The 21911-nt window shown below is 69.6% G+C and carries 18 protein-coding genes; 11 read left to right on the forward strand and 7 right to left on the reverse strand.

Translation table 11 applies throughout. The annotated features are described in order from the left end of the window. Window positions 1-30: 30 nt before the first annotated feature. A complete protein-coding gene (locus ACFVH2_RS03305; protein WP_378422244.1) occupies window positions 31-2142 on the reverse strand; it encodes an MMPL family transporter in 2112 nt (703 codons plus the stop codon). 170 nt (window positions 2143-2312) lie between these two features. On the opposite strand from ACFVH2_RS03305, the gene ACFVH2_RS03310 reads away from it, so the two are divergent. The 5 genes from ACFVH2_RS03310 to ACFVH2_RS03330 all read left to right on the forward strand — a co-directional run bounded on the left by ACFVH2_RS03310 (window position 2313) and on the right by ACFVH2_RS03330 (window position 8135). Next, window positions 2313-4745: a penicillin acylase family protein gene (locus ACFVH2_RS03310; protein WP_378422247.1), complete on the forward strand. Its 2433-nt coding sequence runs from the start codon at window positions 2313-2315 to the stop codon at window positions 4743-4745. Window positions 4746-4807: 62 nt separating this feature from the next. After that, window positions 4808-5812 carry a zinc-binding alcohol dehydrogenase family protein gene (locus ACFVH2_RS03315; RefSeq protein ID WP_378422643.1) on the forward strand — a complete coding sequence of 335 codons (1005 nt, stop codon included), beginning with the start codon at window positions 4808-4810 and terminating at the stop codon, window positions 5810-5812. 133 nt (window positions 5813-5945) lie between these two features. Continuing rightward, on the forward strand, window positions 5946-6860 hold the full coding sequence (locus ACFVH2_RS03320; protein WP_378422249.1) for an ABC transporter ATP-binding protein: 915 nt from the start codon (window positions 5946-5948) through the stop codon (window positions 6858-6860). Continuing rightward, a complete protein-coding gene (locus ACFVH2_RS03325; RefSeq protein WP_378422250.1) occupies window positions 6850-7638 on the forward strand; it encodes an ABC transporter permease subunit in 789 nt (262 codons plus the stop codon). The genes ACFVH2_RS03320 and ACFVH2_RS03325 overlap by 11 nt, the downstream gene beginning before the upstream one ends. 74 nt (window positions 7639-7712) lie before the next feature. Further along, complete coding sequence (locus tag ACFVH2_RS03330; protein WP_378422251.1) at window positions 7713-8135, forward strand: helix-turn-helix domain-containing protein; 423 nt, start codon at window positions 7713-7715, stop codon at window positions 8133-8135. Between the two features lies 1 nt (window position 8136). Here the strand turns inward: ACFVH2_RS03330 and ACFVH2_RS03335 are convergent, their stop codons facing one another. The 4 genes from ACFVH2_RS03335 to ACFVH2_RS03350 all read right to left on the reverse strand — a co-directional run bounded on the left by ACFVH2_RS03335 (window position 8137) and on the right by ACFVH2_RS03350 (window position 11932). Further along, a complete protein-coding gene (locus ACFVH2_RS03335) occupies window positions 8137-9228 on the reverse strand; it encodes an alpha/beta fold hydrolase (protein WP_378422253.1) in 1092 nt (363 codons plus the stop codon). 145 nt (window positions 9229-9373) lie between these two features. Then, window positions 9374-9703 carry a hypothetical protein gene (locus ACFVH2_RS03340; protein WP_378422254.1) on the reverse strand — a complete coding sequence of 110 codons (330 nt, stop codon included), beginning with the start codon at window positions 9701-9703 and terminating at the stop codon, window positions 9374-9376. A gap of 80 nt (window positions 9704-9783) precedes the next feature. After that, window positions 9784-11466, reverse strand: a complete 1683-nt coding sequence (locus ACFVH2_RS03345; protein WP_378422256.1) for a PHA/PHB synthase family protein — start codon at window positions 11464-11466, stop codon at window positions 9784-9786. Continuing rightward, on the reverse strand, window positions 11459-11932 hold the full coding sequence (locus ACFVH2_RS03350) for a MaoC family dehydratase (RefSeq protein ID WP_378422645.1): 474 nt from the start codon (window positions 11930-11932) through the stop codon (window positions 11459-11461). The genes ACFVH2_RS03345 and ACFVH2_RS03350 overlap by 8 nt, the downstream gene beginning before the upstream one ends. A 622-nt stretch (window positions 11933-12554) precedes the next feature. On the opposite strand from ACFVH2_RS03350, the gene ACFVH2_RS03355 reads away from it, so the two are divergent. Both ACFVH2_RS03355 and ACFVH2_RS03360 read left to right on the forward strand, forming a co-directional pair. After that, a complete protein-coding gene (locus ACFVH2_RS03355; protein ID WP_378422258.1) occupies window positions 12555-15848 on the forward strand; it encodes an error-prone DNA polymerase in 3294 nt (1097 codons plus the stop codon). A 96-nt stretch (window positions 15849-15944) separates the two neighbouring features. Beyond that, complete coding sequence (locus ACFVH2_RS03360; RefSeq protein WP_378422260.1) at window positions 15945-17582, forward strand: FAD-dependent oxidoreductase; 1638 nt, start codon at window positions 15945-15947, stop codon at window positions 17580-17582. A gap of 7 nt (window positions 17583-17589) precedes the next feature. On the opposite strand, the gene ACFVH2_RS03365 is transcribed toward ACFVH2_RS03360, so the two are convergent. Next, on the reverse strand, window positions 17590-18033 hold the full coding sequence (locus tag ACFVH2_RS03365) for a hypothetical protein (protein WP_378422262.1): 444 nt from the start codon (window positions 18031-18033) through the stop codon (window positions 17590-17592). Between the two features lie 156 nt (window positions 18034-18189). Here ACFVH2_RS03365 and ACFVH2_RS03370 point away from each other — a divergent pair, with 156 nt between their 5' ends. The 4 genes from ACFVH2_RS03370 to ACFVH2_RS03385 all read left to right on the forward strand — a co-directional run bounded on the left by ACFVH2_RS03370 (window position 18190) and on the right by ACFVH2_RS03385 (window position 20755). Beyond that, the gene (locus ACFVH2_RS03370; RefSeq protein ID WP_378422264.1) at window positions 18190-18459 is read left to right on the forward strand and encodes a metal-sensitive transcriptional regulator; all 270 of its coding nucleotides are present in this window, start codon (window positions 18190-18192) and stop codon (window positions 18457-18459) included. 5 nt (window positions 18460-18464) lie between these two features. Continuing rightward, window positions 18465-19058 carry a class I SAM-dependent methyltransferase gene (locus tag ACFVH2_RS03375; protein ID WP_378422266.1) on the forward strand — a complete coding sequence of 198 codons (594 nt, stop codon included), beginning with the start codon at window positions 18465-18467 and terminating at the stop codon, window positions 19056-19058. 32 nt (window positions 19059-19090) lie between these two features. Continuing rightward, complete coding sequence (locus ACFVH2_RS03380; RefSeq protein WP_378422268.1) at window positions 19091-19480, forward strand: DUF302 domain-containing protein; 390 nt, start codon at window positions 19091-19093, stop codon at window positions 19478-19480. Between the two features lie 138 nt (window positions 19481-19618). After that, complete coding sequence (locus ACFVH2_RS03385; protein WP_378422270.1) at window positions 19619-20755, forward strand: hypothetical protein; 1137 nt, start codon at window positions 19619-19621, stop codon at window positions 20753-20755. A 29-nt stretch (window positions 20756-20784) separates the two neighbouring features. Here ACFVH2_RS03385 and ACFVH2_RS03390 read toward each other — a convergent pair whose 3' ends face one another. Then, window positions 20785-21867, reverse strand: coding sequence for a TDT family transporter (locus ACFVH2_RS03390; protein WP_378422272.1), 1083 nt, complete (start codon window positions 21865-21867; stop codon window positions 20785-20787). Between the last annotated feature and the right edge of the window lie 44 nt (window positions 21868-21911).

Below are 21911 nucleotides of genomic sequence, written 5' to 3' on the forward strand. Positions count from 1 at the left end.
CAATGGTCCGGCGTGGATCCGGCGCGGGCGTCAGTGTCCGATGCCGACCTTCTCGTACACCCGCCGCATCCATGCTGGCGCCCACCAGTTGGCCTCGCCCATCAGCTTGACCAGGGAGGGCACCAGCAGCATGCGGACCACGGTGGCGTCGATGATCAGTGCCAGGATCATCCCGACTCCCAGGAACCGCATGATCGAGAGGCCGGAGAGGGTGAAGGCGCCGGTCACGACGATCAGCAGGGCCGCGGCGGCCGTCACGATCCGGCCCGTCCGGGCGGTACCGATCCGCACGGCCTCCTCGGTGCTCGCACCGTTCTCCCGGGCCTCGACCATCCGGGACATCAGGAACACCTCGTAGTCGGTGGACAGCCCGAACACCACCGCCAGGATCAGCACCACGAACGTCGGCTCCAGTGGGTTGGGTGTCACACCGAGCATTGCCGCGCCGTGTCCCTGCTGGAAGATCCAGGTCAGCACGCCGAACGTGGCGGCCAGGCTCAGGCCGGCCATCGCGACGGCCTTGATCGGCAGCACCACCGATCCGAACGCGAGGAACAGCAGAACCAGGGTCGAGCCGACCATGATCGTGATCATCCACGGCAGGTGCGCGACGATCGAGGAGTTGGTGTCCTCGGTCAGGGCCACGCCGCCACCGACCCCCAGGGTGGTGCCCGCGGGCGGTTCGATCGCGCGCAGCGCGCGTACCGTGTCGGCGGGCGCGGTGCCCTCGGCGTAGACGGCCTGCAGGACGGCGAAGTCGTCGGTCGAGGCGACCAGCCGCACCTGCGCGACGCCGTCCACGGCCCGCGCCTCGGCGGTGAACTCGCCGAGCTGCGCGGTGGTGGGCCGCGCGCCGTTCTCGCCGCGCAGCATCAGGTTCGCGCCGTCGCCGGTGCTGGTGAAGTCCTCGGCGAGCGTCTGCGAGGCCGCCCGGGACGGATCGTTCGCGGGCAGTGCGGTGTAGGTGATCTCGCCGAGTGTCACGCTCAGCAGCGGCGACGCCAGCACGAGCAGTCCGGCGACGATGGTGACCGCGAAGGTGACCGGGCGCCGCATCACGCGGGTCACGACGCCACCCCAGAACCGGGCCGCCCGCTCCTCGCCGCGCTCGACCGCCCCGCGGCGCCAGGCCAGCGAGTTGATCCGGCGACCGAGGATCGCCAGCAAGGCGGGCACCGCGGTGAGCGAGAGCACGGCCGCGCTGATGACGGCGGCGATCGCGCCGTAGCCGAGCGAACGAATCACCGGCTGCGGGAAGATCAGCATGCCGCCGAACGCGCACACCAGCAGCAGCCCGGAGAACATCACCGTCCGGCCCGCGGTGCAGACGGTGCGACGCACCGCCTCGGCGGGCTCGCTGCCGCCGGCCAGTTCCTCGCGGTACCGGCTGACGATGAACAGTCCGTAGTCGATGGCGAGGCCGAGGCCCAGCAGTGAGGCGACGTTGAGGGCGAACGAGCTCACCTCGGTGAACATGGTCAGCAGGCGCAGGGTGGCGAAAGCACTGAAGACGGTGAGCATTCCGACGAAGACGGGGACCGCGGCGGCCACGACGGTGCCGAAGATCAGCACGAGCAGCACCAGGGTGATCGGCAGGGCGATCGCCTCGGCCTTGACCAGGTCCTGCTGCAGGTGCTGGTTGAACGAGTGCCCGACGACCGTGCCGCCGCCGAACTGAGTCTCGATGCCGGGCGGGCTGAGCGCCCGGGTCATCGAATCCAGGTCTGCGAGTGTGGGTCCGGCGTCCCAGTCGACGAAGACGGTCGCCAGTGCCTTGCGGCCGTCCTTGGACAGCATCAGCTTCGCCGACGACGGGTCCACCGACCAGTAGGAGGTGACCGACCGGGTGGGCCACTGCTCCCGGAACGCCGTGAGGGTCTGCTGGACCTGGGGGCCGATGTCGGCGACGGTCTTGCCCTCGGGCGCCGTGTAGATCGCGACGATGTCCGGCGACTGCTGTCCGAGCTTCTCGTCGATGAGCAGGCTCACCTTGGCGGACTCGCTGTTCGGGTCGAAGTAGCCGCCCTGGCTGAGCTTGCCGAAGACCCCGAGCCCCCACAGTCCGCTGACGAGGACGGCCAGTACTGCGAGGACCAGCACCCACCATTTCCGGGATGCGACGAACGAGGCCCAGCGCGACATGGAAGCTGCTCTCTTCAGGTGGGGTCGGGACGGCGCCACGACTCTACCGATGGCGGCCGGCGCCGTGACCGGCTTCCCGTGGATGAGGGTCGGGCCCGGACCTTGACGCCACGGGCTGGCCCACGTCACAATTACCTACCGAACGTACGGTAATAGATCTGAGGGGTTCGATGGACAAGCGAAAGTCACTGCTCGCGCTCGGTCTGGCCGCGGGTCTGCTCCTCGCCGGCTGCTCGAGCGCCTCGACCGGGCCGGCCGCGGCGACGGGTGTGACGGTCAAGCGCAACGGGTACGGCATCCCGAACGTGTACGCCGACAACGTCCGCGACCTGTACTACGGCTACGGCTACTCGGTCGCCGAGGACCGGCTCTTCCAGATGGAGATGGCCAAGCGGTCGTCGATCGGGACCGCGGCGGAGGTCCTGGGACCGGACTACCTGGAGACCGACAAGACAGCGCGCAACAGCATCGACCCGCAGTCGATTCGCGATCAGCTCGCGAAGCTGCCGCAGCAGGACCGCGACATCTTCGACGGGTACGCGGACGGGTGCAACCGGCGGATCGACGAGGTGCGGGCGAATCCGTCGGCGCTGATGCCGAAGCAGTTCCTGGACAACGGCTTCGAGCCAGAGCACTGGACCGGCTACGACGTCGCCATGGTCTGGGTGCAGACGATGGCGAACCGGTTCTCCCAGTCGAGCAGCGAACTGGCCAACCTGAAGGTGCTCAGGAGCCTGCAGGCCGCGAACGGTGACCGGAAGGGCCGCGAGCTGTTCGACCAGCTGGTGTGGCCGCAGGAGGACCCGACGGCCCCCACCACCGTGCCCCGCGCCGGCCACTCGGCAAGTGAGCTGCCGCAGGCCATGTCCCAGGAAGCCGGCCTCTCCGGCGTGACCCAGGCGCTGCCGGACGCGAACCTGACCCGGATGAAGCAAGCGGGCGGTGGCGACTGGCCGCACATGAAGCCCGAGGCCAGCAACCTCTGGATGGTCGGCGCGGACAGGACCACCAACGGAACCTCGATCCTGATGAACGGACCGCAGTTCGGTTGGTTCAACCCGTCCTACGTGTACGGCGTCGGCCTGCACGGCGCCGGGTTCGACGTCGCGGGCAACACGCCGTTCGCGGCTCCCACGGTGCTGTTCGGTACCAACAAGACGATCTCCTGGGGTGCAACCGCAGGCCCGCTCGACGTCAACGACGTCTACCAGGAGGTCCTCAACCCCGCGAACGAGCACGAGTACAAGTTCGACGGCACGTACAAGCCGATGGACGTTCGGCCCGAAACCATCAAGGTGCGAGGCGGTTCGGACGTCGACTACCCGATCTACTCGACCGTGCACGGGCGGGTCACCAGCTTCGACACCGCGAACGGCAGCGCCTACTCGCTGAAGGAGAGCTGGGCCGGGTACGAGATCCAGTCCCTGGTCGCGTGGATCGACATCATGAAGGCCACCAGTTGGGACGAGTTCCTCGCCCAGGCGCGGAAGGTCGCCATCACCATCAACTGGTACTACGCCGACGACAAGGGGAACATCGGCTACGTCTCGCCCGGCCGGCTGCCCGTCCGGCCCGCGGGTCAGGACCTGCGGCTGCCCGCGATCGGCGACGGCACCATGGAGTGGTCGGGCATCCGACCCTTCTCGGACAACCCGCAGGCGTACAACCCCGAGCAGGGATACCTCGCCAACTGGAACAACCAGTCCGCACCGGGCGCGCTCGCCGACGGCTACAACTGGTCGCCGGTCGACCGGGTGCGGGCGCTGACCAGTCGCCTCGAGGCGAAGGACAAGTTGACCCCGGGCGAGATCTGGGACATCAACAGGCAGGCGTCCTTCGCCGATCTGAACATCGACTACCTGCTGCCGTACCTGGAGAAGGCCACCGCGCAGCTCCCGGCCACCGATCCCGTCGCAGGCGGTGTCGCGTTGCTCCGCAACTGGAGCGGTCAGGCCACCGACAACGACTCGGACGGCAACTACGACGGGCCGCAGGCCGCGATCATGCGGACCTGGCTGCCGATCCTGTTCCAGACCGTGCTCGCGGACGATCTTCCGCCGGACGTGTACGCCGACTACGCCGCGAGGATCTACCCCGCGGCCGGAACCGCACGCCCCGCCGAGGCCACGAAGCTGATCTACAACGCCCTGCTCGGGGCGAAGGCCGGGGTGCCGCAGACCACCGACTTCTTCAACGGCGCCGACCCGATGACGGTGCTGCGCGACACGTTCGGACAGGCGCTGGCCAAGCTCGGAACCGAGCAGGGTCCCGACCCGGCGAACTGGAAGATGCCGGTGAGCGCCAACAAGTTCGACTACAAGAACTACCTGGGCGTTCCGCAGGCGGGCGCGGGGGAGGTGCTGAGCCTGTCCCCGTACATGAATCGGGGCACCCAGAACGACCGGATCGTCCTCGGTCCCGGCATCGCCGATCTGTGCACGGTGGCGCCGCCCGGGCAGAGCGGGTTCATCGCACCGGACGGCACCCGGTCACCGCACTACAGCGACCAGATGGACATGTACCGGAACTTCCAGTGCAAGTCCGATCCGCTGACGAGGGAGTCGGTGGACGCCACCGAGTCGGGTGAGGTCACCGTGAAGTAGCCCGATCCCTGGCGTGCGGCCGGCCGAGCGCGGACAGTTGACCCATGGGCATTCCGAGCGTGATGACGGGATGGCAGGTGAGTCAGCCCGGACCGATCCGCGGCCGGCCGCTCCGGTCGGTGTCGATGTCGGTTCCAGAGCCGGGTCCCGCCGAGCTTCTCGTCCGCGTCCTGGTGTGTGGTGTGTGCAGGACCGACCTGCACGTGGCCGAGGGGGACCTGCCCGTACACCGGCAGTTCGTGGTGCCCGGTCACGAGGTGGTCGGTGAGGTGGTCGGGTGGGGCGACGCGGTGGGAACCGGCTTCGGGCTCGGTGACCGGGTCGGCATCGGCTGGCTGCGCCAGACCTGCGGCGAGTGCCGCTACTGCCGACGCGGGCGGGAAAACCTCTGCCCCGGTTCGCGATACACCGGGTGGGACGAGGACGGCGGGTACGCCGAGTACGCCGTGGTGCCTGCGGCGTTCGCGCACCGGCTGCCCGACGGGTACCTCGACGAGGAACTGGCGCCGCTACTGTGCGCGGGCATCATCGGCTATCGGGCGCTCGCCTGCGCGGACGTGCCCGAGGGTGGGCGACTGGGGATCTACGGGTTCGGTGGCAGCGCCCATCTGGCCGCCCAGGTGGCGATCGCTCGCGGTGCGGAGGTGCATGTGATGACCCGCGGCGACCACGCTCGGGCGCTGGCGCTCGAACTCGGCGCCGCCTCGGTGCAGGGGCCGACGGATCCGCCCCCGGTGCCGTTGGATTCGGCGATTCTGTTCGCCCCGGTGGGCACGCTCGTCCCGCCCGCGCTCGAGGCGCTCGACCGCGGGGGGACGCTGGCGGTCGCGGGCATCCACCTGTCCGACATCCCACGGCTGAACTACCAGCGACACCTCTTCGAGGAGCGCCGGCTCCGCTCGGTCACCGCCAACACGCGCGCCGACGCCCGTGCGTTCCTGGACTTCGCGGGAACGCATCGCCTACTGGTGACCGCGAAGGGATACACGCTGGACGAGGCCGACCGCGCGCTCACCGACCTGAAGGAGGGCCGGGTGACCGGCGCCGCGGTGCTGATCCTCGGTTGACGTGGTTCCCGCGCGTGTCACCCGTGGCAGGTGATGCAGGGCTCGACCCGGGCGGGCACCATCGGGATGCGCGTCGTCCCCGCCGGTGACGGACGTCGCGGGCACACGGGATCCTCGCAGACTGGGAGCGCCGATGACGACGGTGATTGCGGTGGATCGGCTGACTCGCCGGTTCGGTCCTCGACGGGGCGTCGAGGACGTCTCGTTCGAGGTCGACGAGGGGGAGATCTTCGGATTCCTCGGCCCCAACGGTGCGGGCAAGTCGACCACCATCCGCATGCTGCTCGGGCTCTACCGGCGCACGTCGGGGACGGCGACCGTGTTCGGTCTGGACACGGCGACCCAGGCGGCGCGGATCCATCGCCGGACCGGGTACCTGCCCGGTGAACTCACCCTCTTCCCGAAACTCACCGGCCGCGAACACCTGGACCGGTTCGGCAAGCTCCAAGGGGCGCGGGACCGCCGTTACCGCGACGAGCTGGTCGAACGGTTCGGCGTCGAACTCGATCGGCCGGTCCACATGCTGTCCAAGGGCAATGCGCAGAAGATCGGTGTGGTGCTGGCGTTCGGTCACCGCCCCGATCTGCTCGTGTTGGACGAGCCGACGTCCGGGCTCGACCCGCTGCTGCAGGACGAGTTCGTCACGCTGGTCCGTGAGACGACGGCCGAGGGTCGGACGGTGTTCCTGTCCTCGCACGATCTGGACGAGGTCCAGCGGCTCGCCGACCGGGTGTCGATCATCAAGGAGGGCCGGCTGGTGGTCACCGACACCGTGGCCGACCTGCGGCGCAGCGCGCCGAGCACGGTCGAGTTCCGCTTCGATCGCGCGGTCGACGCGGGGAGCTTCGCGGACCTGGACGGGGTGCGCGTGGTGAGCTCCACCGCGGACGGCGTGGTGCTGTCCGTGGCGGGCTCGGTGGCGCCGCTGTTGCGGGTCGCCGCCGAGCTCGAACCCGTGGAGATGAGCGCGCGGGGCGCCGATCTCGACGAACTGTTCCTCGGGTACTACCGGGACGACTCGCCGCAGGAGGATGCGCATGTCGATTGACCTGGCCGGCCTCGATCTTCGGCTGCGCAGGCGGTCCATCTTCTTCTACGCGCTGGGCATGGCCCTCTACGCGCTGATCATCGTGGTCCTGTACCCGTCGTTCAAGAACGACACCGGCCTCGACGAATTGTTCTCGAGCAACTCGACCTTCGGCGCGCTGTTCGGCATCGCCGGTTCGTTGACCTCTCCCTCCGGGTGGTTGAACGCGAACCTGTACGCGAACTTCCTCCCGCTGATCGTGCTGATGGTGACCGTCGGTTACGGGGCGTCCTGCATCGCCGGGCAGGACGAGGACGGGACGCTGGCGCTGATTGCGACACTGCCGGTCGAGCGCCGGTGGATCGCACTGCAGAAGGCCGCCGCCATGGTCGCGCTGAGTCTGCCGGTGCCGATCGTCACGGGACTGTGTGTCCTGGTCGGGCGCGGCTTCAGCCTGGACGTCGACCTGTGGAACCTGGTGGGCACCACCCTCGGCGTGGTGCTGCTGGGCCTGGCCTTCGGCATGCTCGCGATGGTCGTCGCCGCGGCCGGGGCGAGCCGGGGAGCGGCGATCGGTGTTGCCAGCGCGGTCGCCGCCGCGTCCTATCTGGTCAGTTCCCTCGCGCCGGCGATCGCCTGGCTGCACTCGGCGAAGTACGCGTCGCTGTTCTACTACGCGGTCGGCGACAACCAGCTCGACGAGGGCTTGTCGTGGCTTTCCCTCACGGTGCTGCTCGCGACGACCGGGCTGCTCCTCGTCGCCACGTTGATCGCCTTCGACAGGCGCGACATTCGCTGACTCTCCCGGTTCCCCGCGCGCGGCGGGTGCTGCGCGGGACGGCCGGAGGCGCCCGGTTCAGTAGGCTTGCGAGCATGGTGGACGACGACGCCCGGCCCTCGACACTCGGCGAAATCATCCGGCAACAGCGCGAGCTGGCGGCGGTTCCGATGCGCAAGTTCGCCGAGCTGGTCGGGATCTCGAATCCCTATCTCTCGCAGATCGAGCGAAACCTGAGGGAACCGAGTGAGCAGGTGCTGGAGGCGATCGCCGAGCACCTGCACACCTCCGCCGACATACTCGCAGCCCAGGTGCAACGGGCCGATGCGCTGCAGCTGCCGGACGTGGTGGCCGCGATCCGCCGCGACTCGGATCTGACCAAGGCGCAGCGGGCGACGCTCGAGGAGATGTACGAGACGTTCCGCGAGGTGACTGTCGCGAAACGGCGACGCGGGGGAGTGTCGCCCCGCGACCGGTCCGCGTCCTCGGACCCGGACCAGCCCGGCGACGGTGCGTGAGTCACGTCCCGGACAGTTCCGCGACCTCGCGAAGGATCGGCAGCCAGTGCTCTCGGAGCACGCCCGGGTCCGTGATCATCTCGAGGTGGCCGGTGTCGATCGCCCGGCGGGTGATCCGGTTCCGCGAGGTCGAGACGTGGTCGGCCAGCACCCACAACTGCCGGGCGTGGACGATTCGATCGCGGGTTCCGGCGAGCAGGAACAGGGGACAGGCGATGGCACCGAGATCGACGACCCGGCCGCTCACCTCCAGCTCACCGCGCACCAGCTCGTTGCGCAGGAACAGGTGTAGCGCAGTCCACCGGTAGAAGTCCGGTGGGACCTTCTGCGGCGCATCGAGCCAGCTCTCGAACGCGACGTGCGCCGCTACTCGCGCCGGGTCGCCGATGTGTGCCCACAGGTCCATCAACCGGGCCCACTCCTCGGGCCATTCGGCCAGCCGGAGCGCGGTCGCAGCGGCGCTCGCGGGTGGGACGCCCGTCGCGCGGCACGCGGTCGCGAGGCCGGGCAGCTCGGTGTCGGGTCGGCCGCCGGGCATGTTGCGCGTCCCCGGAATGCCGAGTGCGAAGTCGATCGGTGCCGCAGCCACGGTGAGCGTGTGCACCTGTGCCGGGTGCAGCGCGGCGTACACAGTCGCGAGCCAACCGCCCTGCGAGTAGCCGACCAGGTTTACCGTGCCGCCGAGATCCTCGATCGCGGCGGAGATCACCGCAACGACGTCGTCGATGCCGGTGGGCGAGGATTGTGCTCCGGTCGACAGCCATTCCAGGCAGTGTGCTCCGGTCAGGCCCGCATCGCGGACGGTCGCGATCAGGCTGCGGTCGGCGGTCAGGTCGACGACGGTCGATGCGTGTCCCGACATCGGTGGCAGCACCAGGGTGGCGACAGAACCGTCCGCGATCGGCGAGAACTCTCGCAACCGGGCCAGTGGCCACACGCGCCTGACGGTGTTCGGATGCGCGAATCGGGTCGGCCGGCGTCGCGTCGCGGCCCGCCAGAACTCGACGCAGTCGAGCGCCATCCCGGCGGGGGTGGCGCCGCGCCGGGCGGCCGAGCGCAGGTATCCGTTCCAGCCGGCCGCCGTCGACGCCACCAACTTCCTCGGTATTTCTGTTGCGGCCCAGAATAATTCGTGAGTTCCGAACATCAACCCGTACCCCCCGGTTCTCGTGGTGACGACGATCGGCCCTCGGTCGGTTCGAGGAACCGTCCGAGGGCCGATCGGTGACGCGGTCGGGCTACTTGAGGATCTCGCGGGCGGCCGTGGTGGCGGCGGTGCTGACGCCCATGACCAGTGAGGTCTGCGCGTCCACGACGGCGGTCAGCCAGTCCAGCTTGGCGGCGCCGGCGATCGACTTCTGGAAGTCGAGGACGGAGGAGATCGCCTTCTCGTAGGTGTCGAGCGACAGGTTGCCGCTCAGCTTCGCGGCATCGACGAACTTCTCGTTGAGTCCCTGCACGCGCTCGAGGTTCTCGTCGAAGGACTTGGTGATGGACTCGACGCCCTCGGCGACGACGTTCTTGGTGCCGGCGGTGGCGCCGGTGGTGGACGTTGCCTGTGCGGCCATGTGGTGTCTCCTCGTGTGGTTCGGACTTCTGTTAGCAAGTTAGCACGATGACTGCTAACGGTCCAGTGTTTGCGGCTTGGTCAGCTGAAAACGTATGTGCCGGGCGCATTTCCGGCAGCCGGGTGCTCAACGCTTCCCATCGGCGGCGGCGCCTGCAGCTCGCCGGCCCGAGGCCCTGCCCATGCGGCCCAGTCGTCCCACCACGAGACGGTGCGGCGCTGCGCCGACGTCCGCCAGGTCGCCGAATCCGTCGGCAACGCGGGGGTGTCCGCGTCCTCGGGTGCGCCGAGCGTTTCGACCCAGCTCTTCTTCCCCGGCGGGTTGACGATGCCGGCGATGTGTCCGCCGTTCGAGAGGACGAAGCGCGCCTTGCCGCCGAACAGCAGGGCGCCGGCGTACGACGACTCCCAGGGCACGATGTGGTCGTCGATCGCGCCCACGATGTACACGTCACTGTCTACGTCGGCCAGCGAGATCGGTTGTCCGGCAATCGTGAACGCGCCCTGTGCCAACTGGTTCTCGCCGTAGAGCGTGCGCAGGTAGGTGCTGTGCATCGCGGCGGGCATCCGGGTCGAGTCCTCGTTCCACGCCAGCAGGTCGAACGCCTGCGGCTTGTCCCCGAGCATCCAGCGGCTGACCCAGTACCGGAAGATCAGATCGTTCGCCCGCAGCAGGTCGAAGGTCAGGGCCATGTCCTCGCCCGCCAGGTAACCCTCCCTGGCCATCAGGACGTCCAACTTGCCGAGGGTGTCGGAATCGGTCAGCAGGCCGAGGTCGCCGGGGTTGCTGTAGTCGAGCAGGGTGTTTGCCAACGTCAACGTGCCCAGTCGGGAATCGTTCGTGCCGGACAGGTAACCGGCCGCGATCGAGGCCATCGCCCCGCCCAGGCAGAGTCCCACGACGTCGATCTTCGGCGCCCCGGTGATCTCCTCGACGACGTCCATCGCCGCCTTCACGCCGTCGACGAGGTAGTCGTCGAACCCGACCTCGCGCATCGACTCGTCGGGATTGCGGTAGGAGATGAGGAAGACGGTCCGGCGGTGTGCGATCGCCCATTCGACGAAGCTGCGGCCCGGGGCGATGTCCATGATGTAGTACTTGTTGATCCACGGCGGGCAGGCCAGCAGCGGCGTCGCGTGCACCTGGTCGGTCTGTGGCGCGTACTGGATCACCTCGATCAGATCGTTCCGGAATACCACCTTGCCGGGGGTGGCGGCCATGTTCTCGCCGAGGGTGAAGGCGCTCTCGTCGATCCGCTGCGGTCGGCCGCCGCGCTTGACGATGTCCTCGACCAGGTACGAGGCGCCGCGGGCCAGGTTCTTGCCGCCCGTCGCGATCGCGCGGGTCAGCACCTCCGGGTTGGTGACGGGGTTGTTGGTCGGCGCGGCGGCGTCGAACAGCAGGTGGACGAACTGGCGGGCCTTGGCGGCCTTGAAGGCGTCGTCGGCACCCGCGTCGACCAGGCGATCGGCGTACGAGCGCGCGCACAGGTAGGCGCGGAGCACGGCGAAGTACGCCGGATTGTCCCGCCAGGCGGGGTCACGGAACCGGCAGTCGTCCGGGGCGGGCGGCTCGGTGTCCGCGCCGACGGCCACCCGCACCGTGTCGGGCGGGATCTGCGCCAACCCGATCGCGAGCTTGCCGGTGGCGGCGGCGACGGCCGCCGGATTGCGCGCCGCGCTCCTGGCGACGGATGCGCTCGCGGAGAACCAGCCGACCGGATCGACCTTGGCGGACAGTTGCTGCCTCAGCTGCTCAAGCACGGTCGCCTCCCGTTGCACCCGCGCCCGCGGCGTCACCGAGGTAGCGCACGATCATCTGCGCGACGCACACCGGACGGTCGACGCCCAGTGCGTCGAAGGTGAGGGTCACCGCGAGTTGGTAACCGCCGGCGCACGGCTCGACCGACGTCACGTCGGCGACCGCGCCCACTGACGAGCCGACCGGCACCGGGGCTGGGAAGCGGACCTTGTCCAGCCCGTAGTTGATCACCTGGGCGCAGTCGGTCACGTCGAGCAGGTGCGAGAAGAGGTCGACGGCGAGAGACAGGGTGAGGTAGCCGTGTGCGATCGGTGCGCCGAACGGGCCGCTGCGGGCGCGGTCCGGGTCGACGTGGATCCACTGGTGGTCGTTGGTCGCGTCGGCGAACAGGTTGATCTGTTCCTGCGTGATCAGAACTCGGGACGACGCGCCGAGGCTCTTGCCTGCGAGCCCGGGAAGTTCGGCCATGGTGACGCGGCGCGCGACCTGGCTGTCGGTGGTGTTGATGTTCGTGGACCCCCTGTGTGCGGATTCGAGTGCTCGTCGAATCTGTTTCGGCTGCTTGTGCGGCGATCCGGCCGCCGGGTTCGGGATTGCATACAAATGGCAGATTTCGGTTACCTGCATTCACGTGAATTTCCCGCCCGGGGGGCAGATCGGGCGCAGCATATACCGACAAAAGAAATTGTCGCCAACGCGCCAATGCTTGACATATGTCCAGGTCGCAGCTCTTTGGTTCCCGATTTGCCCCCTTCGGGCTCCGGTCGGTCGGCGCGTGCTGGGCATTTGCAATAATTGCGATAGGTTCACTATCGGAACCTATTCATTTTCTACTTCCCGGTAACAATTCCACTTACTTTCGAGTAGGGAAATTGTCTACCTGTCGGTAGGAATTCGAGTCACATTGATCGGGCCGGGGGATTCGGGCCGCGGGTCGCGAACTGGGGAACGAGGCGACGGCGGACGACGCTCGCTCCGGTTGACACGGCCGGCGCTGCGCGGCACTCTAGAACACACGTTCGATGCGACTTCCCCGCTCGGGCATCGCCGCCGGCTCACGGCGGCGGTCGCGACAGGGAAGGTGTGGGCAATGGGCTGGGGCAACGGGCCGCCGACGTGGTCGGAGATGGAGCGGGTGCTCTCGGGGCGTCCGGGGAGGAACCCGCCGGAGGCGATGTATCCCGGCGACGGGAGCGACAGTCCGGCCTGGTCTCGCAAGCGCGGCGAGTACCGTGCGGGACACGTGGGACCGGTCGAGGGCCCGGTCGTGCCCTACGCGGAACTGCACGCGCACTCGGCCTTCAGCTTCCTCGACGGCGCCTCCTCGCCCGAGGAACTGGTCGAGGAGGCCGTCCGGTTGGGGCTCGACGCGATCGCGCTGACCGATCACGACGGACTCTACGGGGTGGTCAGGTTCGCGGAGGCGGCCAAGGAGCTCAGCATGCGCACCGTGTTCGGTGCCGAGTTGTCGCTCGGTTCAACGAATTCGAGGGCGGGGGTGCCGGATCCGGACGGCACGCACCTGCTCGTTCTGGCGCGCGGGCACGAGGGCTACCGTCGACTGTCCCGGCAGATCGCGGCCGCGCACCTGGTCGGCGGCGAGAAGGGCAAACCGCGTTACGATCTCGATTCGCTGACCGACGCGGCCGGCGGGCACTGGCAGATCCTCACCGGCTGCCGCAAGGGGCATGTGCGCGGCGCGCTGGCGGACGGCGGCGTCGCGGCCGCGGAGGACGAGTTGCGCAGGCTCGTCGAACGATTCGGCGCCGATCGGGTCAGCGTCGAACTCACTCACCACGGGATCGCGGAGGACGACGAACGCAATACCGCGCTGGCCGACCTCGCGTTCCGATGCGGGCTACCGGTCGTCGCGACCACCGCCGCGCACTTCGCCGATCCACAGCGGCGGCGGCTGGCGATGGCGATGGCCGCGGTCCGGGCCAGGCGGAGTCTGGACGAGGCGGCGGGTTGGTTGGCGCCGACCGGGGGAGCGCATCTGCGCTCGGGGGCGGAGATGACGCGACTGTTCGCCGCGCATCCCACTGCGGTGCCGGGCGCGGCGGAACTCGGCCGTGAGTGCGCGTTCGACCTGCGGTTGATCGCGCCCAAGCTGCCGCCCTTCGACGTCCCGGACGGGCACACCGAGGACAGTTGGCTGCGCGAGCTGGCGATGGCAGGCGCACGCCGCCGTTACGGCACCCCCGAGCGCCGACCCGACGCCTACCGGCAGATCGAACACGAACTGGCCGTCGTTGCGCAGCTGAGCTTTCCGGGCTACTTCCTGGTGGTGCACGACATCGTGTCCTTCTGTCGCCGCAACGACATCCTCTGCCAGGGGCGTGGCTCGGCGGCCAACTCGGCGATCTGCTACGCCATCGGCATCACGAACGTGGACCCGGTCGGCAACAAGCTCCTCTTCGAGCGCTTCCTGTCCCCGGAGCGAGACGGGCCGCCGGACATCGACGTGGACATCGAGTCCGACCGACGTGAGGAGGCGATCCAGTACGTCTACAACCGATACGGCCGTGACTACGCCGCTCAGGTCGCCAACGTCGTCACCTACCGCGGCAAGATGGCGGTCCGGGACATGGCCCGCGCCCTGGGCTACTCGCAGGGCCAGCAGGACGCCTGGAGCAAGCAGGTCAGCCGGTGGACGGGCGTGAAGGGCGAGCAGGGAACGGATATTCCACCCGCGGTGCTCGATCTCGCCGGCGAGATCGAGGGTTTTCCACGACATCTCGGCATCCACTCCGGTGGCATGGTGATCTGCGACCGCCCGATCGCGGACGTGTGCCCGGTGGAGTGGGCGCGGATGGAGAACCGCAGCGTCCTGCAGTGGGACAAGGACGACTGCGCCGCGGTGGGCCTGGTCAAGTTCGACCTGCTCGGGCTCGGCATGCTCTCCGCGCTGCACTACATGATCGACCTGGTCGCCGAGCACAAGGCCGTCGAGGTGGACCTGGCGGCACTGGACCTGTCCGAGGCCGCGGTCTACGAGATGCTCTGCCGCGCAGACTCGGTCGGGGTGTTCCAGGTGGAGTCCCGGGCGCAGATGGCAACCCTGCCGAGGCTGAAGCCCCGCACCTTCTACGACCTGGTGGTGGAGGTTGCGTTGATCCGGCCCGGGCCCATCCAGGGCGGGTCGGTGCACCCGTACATTCGGCGCCGCAACGAGATCGAGCCCGTCACCTACGACCATCCCGCACTGGAGAACTCCCTCGAGCGCACCCTCGGGGTACCGCTTTTCCAGGAGCAGTTGATGCAGATGGCGGTGGACGTCGCCGGGTTCACCGCGGCGGAGGCCGACCAGTTGCGCCGCGCGATGGGCTCCAAGCGTTCCCCGGAGCGGATGGAGCGGCTGCGGGGCAGGCTCTACGACGGCATGCGGGAACTGCACGGCATCACCGGTGAGGTCGCGGACCGTATCTACGAGAAGCTGTACGCCTTCGCGAACTTCGGTTTCCCCGAGAGTCATTCGCAGTCCTTCGCCTCGCTGGTGTTCTACTCGGCGTGGTTCAAGCTGCACCATCCGGCAGCCTTCTGCGCCGGTCTGCTGCGGGCCCAGCCGATGGGGTTCTACTCGCCACAGTCACTGGTCGCGGACGCCCGCAGGCACGGGGTGACGGTGCACGGGCCGGACGTGAACGCGAGCCTGGCCTACGCGAGCCTCGAGTGCGGCGGTGCCGAGGTGCGACTCGGGCTCGGGGAAGTCCGGCATGTCGGGTCGGCGCTGGCCGAGAAGATCGTCGCCGCACGGTGCGAGGGTGGGCGCTTCGCGTCGCTGCTCGACCTGACCGGTCGGGTGGAACTGACCACCGCGCAGGCGGAGTCGCTGGCCACCGCGGGCGCGCTGGCCTGCTTCTCCGGTTCGCGGCGACAGGCCCTGTGGGCGGCGGGTGCGGCGGCGGGGGAGCGACCGGACCGGCTGCCGGGCATGGGAACCTCGGTGACCTCGCCGACCCTGCCAGGCATGAGCGACGTGGAACTGGCCGCGGCAGACGTGTGGGCGACCGGGGTGTCCCCGGACACCTATCCCACCCAGTTCCTGCGCCCGCAGTTGGATGCGCTGGGTGTGATCCCGGCGTCCGGTCTGCTGGCCGTGCCCGACGGCGACCGGGTGCTCGTCGGCGGGGCGGTGACCCATCGGCAGCGCCCGGCGACCGCGGCCGGGGTCACTTTCATCAACCTCGAGGACGAGACGGGGATGGTGAACGTGGTCTGCTCGGTGGGGTTGTGGGCCCGCTATCGCACCCTCGCGCACACCGCCCCGGCACTGCTGGTCCGCGGGAAGGTGCAGAACGCGGAGGGGGCGGTGACGGTGGTCGCCGACCGGTTGCAGCGAATGGACCTGCGGATGACGGGCAAGTCGCGGGACTTCCGCTGAACGGTGGCGACCCGCGTCACACCGGGAACATCGGGCTCGTCCGGCCGGTTCCTATACCCCAGGGGGTATAGTCCCCCGGGAACGGAAGGAGTCGACGTGAAGGTCGTCATCGTGGGTGGGGTCGCGGGCGGTATGTCCGCCGCGACCAGGTTGCGCCGGCTGGACGAGGCGGCGGAGATCGTGGTCTTCGAGCGGGGCGGACACGTCTCGTTCGCGAACTGCGGCCTGCCGTACTACGCGGGTGGTGTGATCGAGGATCGCGACGCCCTGCTGCTGCAGACACCCGAGAGCCTCGCCGCCCGGTTCCGGCTGGACGTGCGGGTGCGCACCGAGGTGACGGCGATCGACACCGCGGCCCGCACCGTCACCGCACGTGACCTGCTCACCGGCGTCGAGTTCACCGAGTCCTACGACTCCCTGGTCCTGAGCCCCGGCGCGAGTCCGATCGTCCCCGATGTCGAGGGCGTCGGCCGCGCGCTGGTGTTGCGCGACGTGGACGACGTGGACCGGCTGGTCGGCGCGATCGAGGGCGCGGCGCGTTCCGCGGTGATCGTCGGCGCCGGCTTCATCGGCGTCGAGCTCGCCGAGAACCTGCGCCGGCGCGGACTTGCGGTCTCGGTCGTCGAGCTCGCCGACCAGGTGCTCGCGCCCCTCGATCCGGAGATGGCGGCACCGGTCGCGGAAGAGTTGCGCGGCAACGGTGTTCGGCTCGAACTCGGCACCCAGGTGGTGTCGATCGACGCGGACACCGCGACGCTCGCCGACGGCCGGACGCTGCCCGCCGACGTCGTCGTGATGGCCATCGGCGTGCGACCCGAGACCGCGCTGGCGGTCGCCGCCGGTATCGAGATCGGTCCGCGCGGCGGCATCTCGGTGGACGAGTTGATGCGCACCTCCGCCGCACACGTCTACGCGGTCGGCGACGCGGTCGAGAAGGTCGACGCAGTCGCCGGCGAGCCCGGACTGGTTCCGCTGGCGAACCCGGCGAACCGTCAGGGCCGGCTCGTCGCCGACGTCATCGCCGGGTTGCCGGTGCGGCCGCGCCGAGTGGTCGGCACCGCGATCGTCGGCGTGTTCTCACTGCTGGCGGCGGCGGTGGGTTGGAACGAGAAGCGGCTGCGCGCGGCGGGTCGGCCCTACCGGGCGATCCATACGCACCCGCAATCGCACGCGGGGTACTACCCGGGGGCCGAGGGCATGTCGCTCAAGCTGCTCGTCGATCCGGACACCGACGCGATCCTGGGTGCCCAGGGGGTCGGCGGCGAGGGCGTCGACAAGCGCATCGACGTGATCGCCACCGCGATGGTCGGCGGCATCACCGCCTCCGAACTCGCGGACCTGGAACTGGCCTATGCGCCGCAGTTCGGCTCCGCGAAGGACCCGGTGAACATGCTCGGCTACATCGCAGACAACCTGCGCGCGGGCACCGCCGCGACCGTGCAGTGGCACGAGCTGCCCGACCTGCAGGCCGCGGGTGCGGTCCTGGTCGACGTCCGCACGCCCGAGGAGTTCGCCGCCGGGAACGTTCCCGGTGCGGTGAACGTCGAACTCGACGAGCTGCGGGCGCGGGCGCACGAGCTGCCGGACGGGGAACTGGTCGTGCACTGCCAGGTCGGCCAGCGCGGCCACACGGCGGCGCGTCTGCTGCGTCAGCTCGGGCGCTCGGTCCGCAACCTCGACGGCGGCTACCGCACCTGGCAGTCGGGGCAGGCCCGGGTCGGTGACCCCGTGTAGCGGCGGGTCAGGCGTCGGAGTCGGGGGTGTCGGGCCGGTCCTCGGGCCGCTGGTCCGTCGGCTCGCGGGTCGGGTTCTCGTCCAGGACGCCCACGGTGACGCCGTAGGGCAGGAAGCGGACCAGGCGGCGTGGGTCGGTGTTGCTCTTGTTGGCACGCAGGGCATCGAGTTCGCTCGCGAAGACCTGTTCGACTCGGGCGGCGCCGGCGTCGTCGACGAGGTAGATCGCCCAGACCCCGTCCCCGGTGTCGCCGGCGGTCGTGGGGCGCGCCGCCGGCCACGTCCGGTGCACGGTGTGCTCGCCCAGGCCGCTCGACCACACCGTGCCGATGCCGGCCTCGCCGAGGAAGCTGCCGACCTTGCCCAGGGCGTCCTTGAGACCTTCGCCCACCTCGCGGGCCACCCGGTCGAGATCCTCCGGGTCGAAGCCGAAGGGCCCGTTCTCGCTCATGATGTCTCCTGCGCTGGTGTCGAAAGTGAACTGGCCGTGCCTCCAGTGTGGCCGCGGTACCGCACCGGCGCCAGGAGGCGACTCGCAAGATACCCCACGGGGTACCCTGGGGTCTGGTAGATCGACGAAATGTCCAAGGGAAGAGGTGGTGTCGCCATGACCGGTGACGAGGAGAGCATTGCGCTGGTGCTGAACCGGCTCCGGCGCGCGCAGGGCCAGCTGGCCGGGGTCATCTCGATGATCGAGAGCGGTCGCGACTGCAAGGACGTCGTCACCCAGCTCGCCGCGGTGTCGCGGGCCCTCGACCGGGCCGGCTTCAAGATCGTCGCGACCGGGTTGCGGGACTGCCTCGAGGGCAAGGACCGCGACAACCAGGCCCCGATGACCGAGGCGGAGCTCGAGAAGCTCTTCCTCGCCCTGGCATGACGGGAATGGACGCGAGCGCCTGGGACGACCGGTACCGCGACCGCCCGGACCCGTGGGGGGCCGAACCCGCCGAGACCATCCGCGAACGGCTCGCCGACGCGATGCCGGGGCGGGCCGTCGACCTCGCCTGTGGTGACGGCCGGCACGCCCGGTGGCTCGACCGCGCCGGCTGGACCGTCACCGCCGTCGACTACTCGGCGGTGGCGATCGAGCAGGCCCGCGGGCGTGATCCCGAGCGGCGGATCGACTGGCAGGTCGGTGACGTCACCGAATGGTCGCCGGACGGTCCGGTGGACCTGGTCCTGCTGAGCTTCCTGCACCTGCCGATCGAGCAGTTGCAGGCCCAGATCGCCCGCGCGGCGAGCTGGCTCGCACCCGGTGGCCGCCTGCTCTACCTCGGGCACTCGCTGGAGAACTACCACCGCGGCGTCGGCGGCCCGCCGGACCCCGCGATCCTGCCCACCATTGCCGACCTCGCCCGAGCGGCCGACGGGCTGCGCGTCGATGCGCTCGAGCACGTGTGCCGGACCGTCGACGCCGGCACCGCGGTCGACATCCTGCTCGACGCGCGGCCGTGGGGACTCGCCCCGCACCGGTGAGAAACACCGAACACGAAACGAGGACACAGATCATGGAACTCGGCATCGCCACCACGCTGACCACCACCTTCGACGACGCGGTCGAACGCACCCGGGCCGCCCTGCAGCAGCAGGGCTTCGGTGTGCTCACCGAGATCGACATGCAGGCCACGCTGCGGGCGAAGATCGGTGAGGACATCGACCGGTACCTGATTCTCGGTGCCTGCAACCCGCAACTCGCCCATCGTGCGGTGGGTTTGAACCGGCAGATCGGCCTGCTGCTGCCCTGCAACGTGGTGGTCCGGGAGGACGGCGAGGCGGTGGTCGTCGAGGCGATGAACCCGCAGCTCATGGTCGAGGTCGCCGACGACGCCGAGCTCGCGGTCGTCGCCGACGAGGCGACGACGCGACTTCGGAACGCGATCGACTCGCTCGCCGACTGAAACAACAGCCCGGTCCCCGGCGGGGCGTGGTGCGTGCGGGATCGTCGGCATAGCAATATGTAACCCTGCATCCCGCCGAACGATTCGCGCTCGGCGGCATGCGGTTGCGAGCTGTTCGACACCGAATGGGGAACGTGCATGTCCGTGGGAATTGGGATCCGGATCGGCAGTCTGGTGTCCACCCTGGTGGTGGCGTCGAACGAGCCGGGCACTCCCGACCCGATCGTCATCGTCCGCGACACAGTGCTGTACCTGTGCTCGGACGGTGAGGCCGTGCTCGGCGGTGCGGATCCGGGCGGGGATGCGGAGTTCGTCAGCACCCTGTCGGGTTTCGTTGCGCGGGTAGGTGATCCAGAGGGGGTCGCGACCAGCGACGGCACCCGCTACCGGGCCGAGGACGTCGTGGCCACCGCGATGCGGAGCCTGGTTCGCGAGTGCGAGCCGTTGCCCACCTTCGGTGGCCGGGACGGCGGCGCTCCCAAGGTGGTGGCCACCCACCCGTCGTCCTGGGATTCGGAGACGGTGGCGGAGCTGCGCAATTCGCTGAACTACTCGGGGCTGTCCGAGGTGTCGCTGGTCTCGGACGCGGAGGCGGCCTGCGCCTGGTTCGAGTCGGAGGTGGCAGAGAAGCCCGGTCAGTTGATCGGCAGCTATCACGTGGACGACGCCGGGGCGACGGTCACGCTGGTGCGCTCCGGAGTCTCCAGCGGGCGGTCGTTTCGATTCGCGGCCGGTCGCGGCGCCTCACCGACCGCGCAGTTGTCCAGTGCGCTCGGCGCATTCGGATGGCTGCCGTCCAACCTCGACGCCGTCGTGGTGACCGCGGACGGACTGGTCGCACGGGACGACGCCGCGCTGCGCGGTGTGGCGAACGCCCTCGCCGAGAAGTTCGGTGTGCACTGCGTGGTCGGTCCGGGGCCGGAGCAGGCCGCCGCCCTCGGTGCGGCCATCCTCGCGGCGGGGTATCGGACCTCGACGCACGGCAAGAACAAGCCGATCGGACTGCCGCCCTCCTACGACGTCACCGAGGTACTCACGGCCATCGGGCGGATCCGTCCGGTGCCCGACGCGGCGGAGGTCGTGGCTGTACCCGAGTCCGTCAGCGCGGGTGCAACTCTCGTGACGACGACTCCCGGCGATGCCGAGTCGGTGGTGGAAGGTGAGGTCGTCGTCGAGCCGGCCGGGCACCGCGTGCGCAGTGTGCTCGTCGCGCTGGCCGCGGTCGTGGCGGTGCTGGTCCTGATCGGCGCCGGGGTCGCGTTCGCGCTGCTCTGACGGCGGCGGGAGGGGAAGCGTCCGCCGCCTCAGCCGGCGAACAGTGCCCGCGTCCACACTCCACGGGCGGTGTGCGCGGCGACCACCAGCCACGCGCCGATCAACAAAACCAGCAGCGCGGCGGAAAGCCTTTGCACTGCAATCGATTCGGTTGCGGTACCGAGTGCCGCCGCACCGACTGCGCAGGCACCGACGGGGAAGGTGAAGCTCCACCACGTCATCGAGAACTGCAGGCCACGACCGGTCGCGTGGGCGGTGAGCAGGCAGGCGCAGCAGAAGGCCAACACCCCGACCCCGCCCGTCACGATCCCGTACGCGACACCGAAGGTGCGCAGGTTGACGGCCACCGACGGGTCCACCGCCCCCGCCGAGACCCGCCCGAGCAGGTTCGCCGCCGCGACCGACTGACCGATCACGCCGAGTGGAATCCAGAAGGTGGGCAACGCCTGCAGCGCGGGCAGGCCGTTGCGGTAGGTGTGGGTCGCGACCACCGTCACCGTCGCGAGCGCGGCTGCCAGTGCCATGCCGAACAGGGCGTAGCAGGCGAGCAGCAGTGCGAGCCGGGGCGCGCCCTCGGGCAGGTGCGGGATCAGCGCGGCGCCGGTGGTGGCCGAGACCATCGGCGGCACCACGGGCATCAACCAGCTCGGGGACGGCGTTCCGCCGCAGCGCATCCGGGGCGGAACCGCGACCGCCGCCGCGATTCCGGCGACGGTGCCGACGACCCAGAGCGAGGCGGAGACGCCGATCGCGAACGGGCCGAGCAGGTCGGACCCGACCGCCAACGTCCCGGCGCCGACGGTGAGCAACGCCATCGGCAAGGCGCCGTAGAAGGGGGTCGTCGCGGGGTTGCGGGCGTAGCCGAGCGCGTGTTCACGATGCCGAATCCAATGTGCGGCGAACGCCACCGACACGACCACGAGTGCCGCGCTCGCGAGCAGCCAGAACACCCGCGCGAGCGACTCGCGTCCGGGTAGGTCCACGGGGAGCGACGCGGCGCCCACCGCGATGATGCCGGTGCCCATCACCACGCCGAACCAGTTCGGCGTCACGTGTGCCAGCGCCCGGTGCGGCGTCGGCTCGGTGGACGGGGGTGCGGCGGTGGTGAGCATGTGTCCACCATCGCCCGACCGGATCGTTGCCGGTAGAGGCGTTG

This window comes from Rhodococcus sp. NPDC127527, assembly GCF_042672245.1.
GTDB lineage: Bacteria > Actinomycetota > Actinomycetes > Mycobacteriales > Mycobacteriaceae > Rhodococcus_G.

Coding starts and splice junctions, on each gene's coding strand:
- ACFVH2_RS03350 (WP_378422645.1), bottom strand. CDS start 11,932: ATGGCCGAACTTCCCGGGCTCGCAGGCAAGAGCCTCGGCGCGTCGTCC.
- ACFVH2_RS03340 (WP_378422254.1), bottom strand. CDS start 9,703: ATGGCCGCACAGGCAACGTCCACCACCGGCGCCACCGCCGGCACCAAG.
- ACFVH2_RS03370 (WP_378422264.1), top strand. CDS start 18,190: ATGACCGGTGACGAGGAGAGCATTGCGCTGGTGCTGAACCGGCTCCGG.
- ACFVH2_RS03310 (WP_378422247.1), top strand. CDS start 2,313: ATGGACAAGCGAAAGTCACTGCTCGCGCTCGGTCTGGCCGCGGGTCTG.
- ACFVH2_RS03375 (WP_378422266.1), top strand. CDS start 18,465: ATGGACGCGAGCGCCTGGGACGACCGGTACCGCGACCGCCCGGACCCG.
- ACFVH2_RS03305 (WP_378422244.1), bottom strand. CDS start 2,142: ATGTCGCGCTGGGCCTCGTTCGTCGCATCCCGGAAATGGTGGGTGCTG.
- ACFVH2_RS03320 (WP_378422249.1), top strand. CDS start 5,946: ATGACGACGGTGATTGCGGTGGATCGGCTGACTCGCCGGTTCGGTCCT.
- ACFVH2_RS03315 (WP_378422643.1), top strand. CDS start 4,808: ATGACGGGATGGCAGGTGAGTCAGCCCGGACCGATCCGCGGCCGGCCG.
- ACFVH2_RS03380 (WP_378422268.1), top strand. CDS start 19,091: ATGGAACTCGGCATCGCCACCACGCTGACCACCACCTTCGACGACGCG.
- ACFVH2_RS03355 (WP_378422258.1), top strand. CDS start 12,555: ATGGGCTGGGGCAACGGGCCGCCGACGTGGTCGGAGATGGAGCGGGTG.
- ACFVH2_RS03330 (WP_378422251.1), top strand. CDS start 7,713: ATGGTGGACGACGACGCCCGGCCCTCGACACTCGGCGAAATCATCCGG.
- ACFVH2_RS03365 (WP_378422262.1), bottom strand. CDS start 18,033: ATGAGCGAGAACGGGCCCTTCGGCTTCGACCCGGAGGATCTCGACCGG.
- ACFVH2_RS03385 (WP_378422270.1), top strand. CDS start 19,619: ATGTCCGTGGGAATTGGGATCCGGATCGGCAGTCTGGTGTCCACCCTG.
- ACFVH2_RS03390 (WP_378422272.1), bottom strand. CDS start 21,867: ATGCTCACCACCGCCGCACCCCCGTCCACCGAGCCGACGCCGCACCGG.
- ACFVH2_RS03325 (WP_378422250.1), top strand. CDS start 6,850: ATGTCGATTGACCTGGCCGGCCTCGATCTTCGGCTGCGCAGGCGGTCC.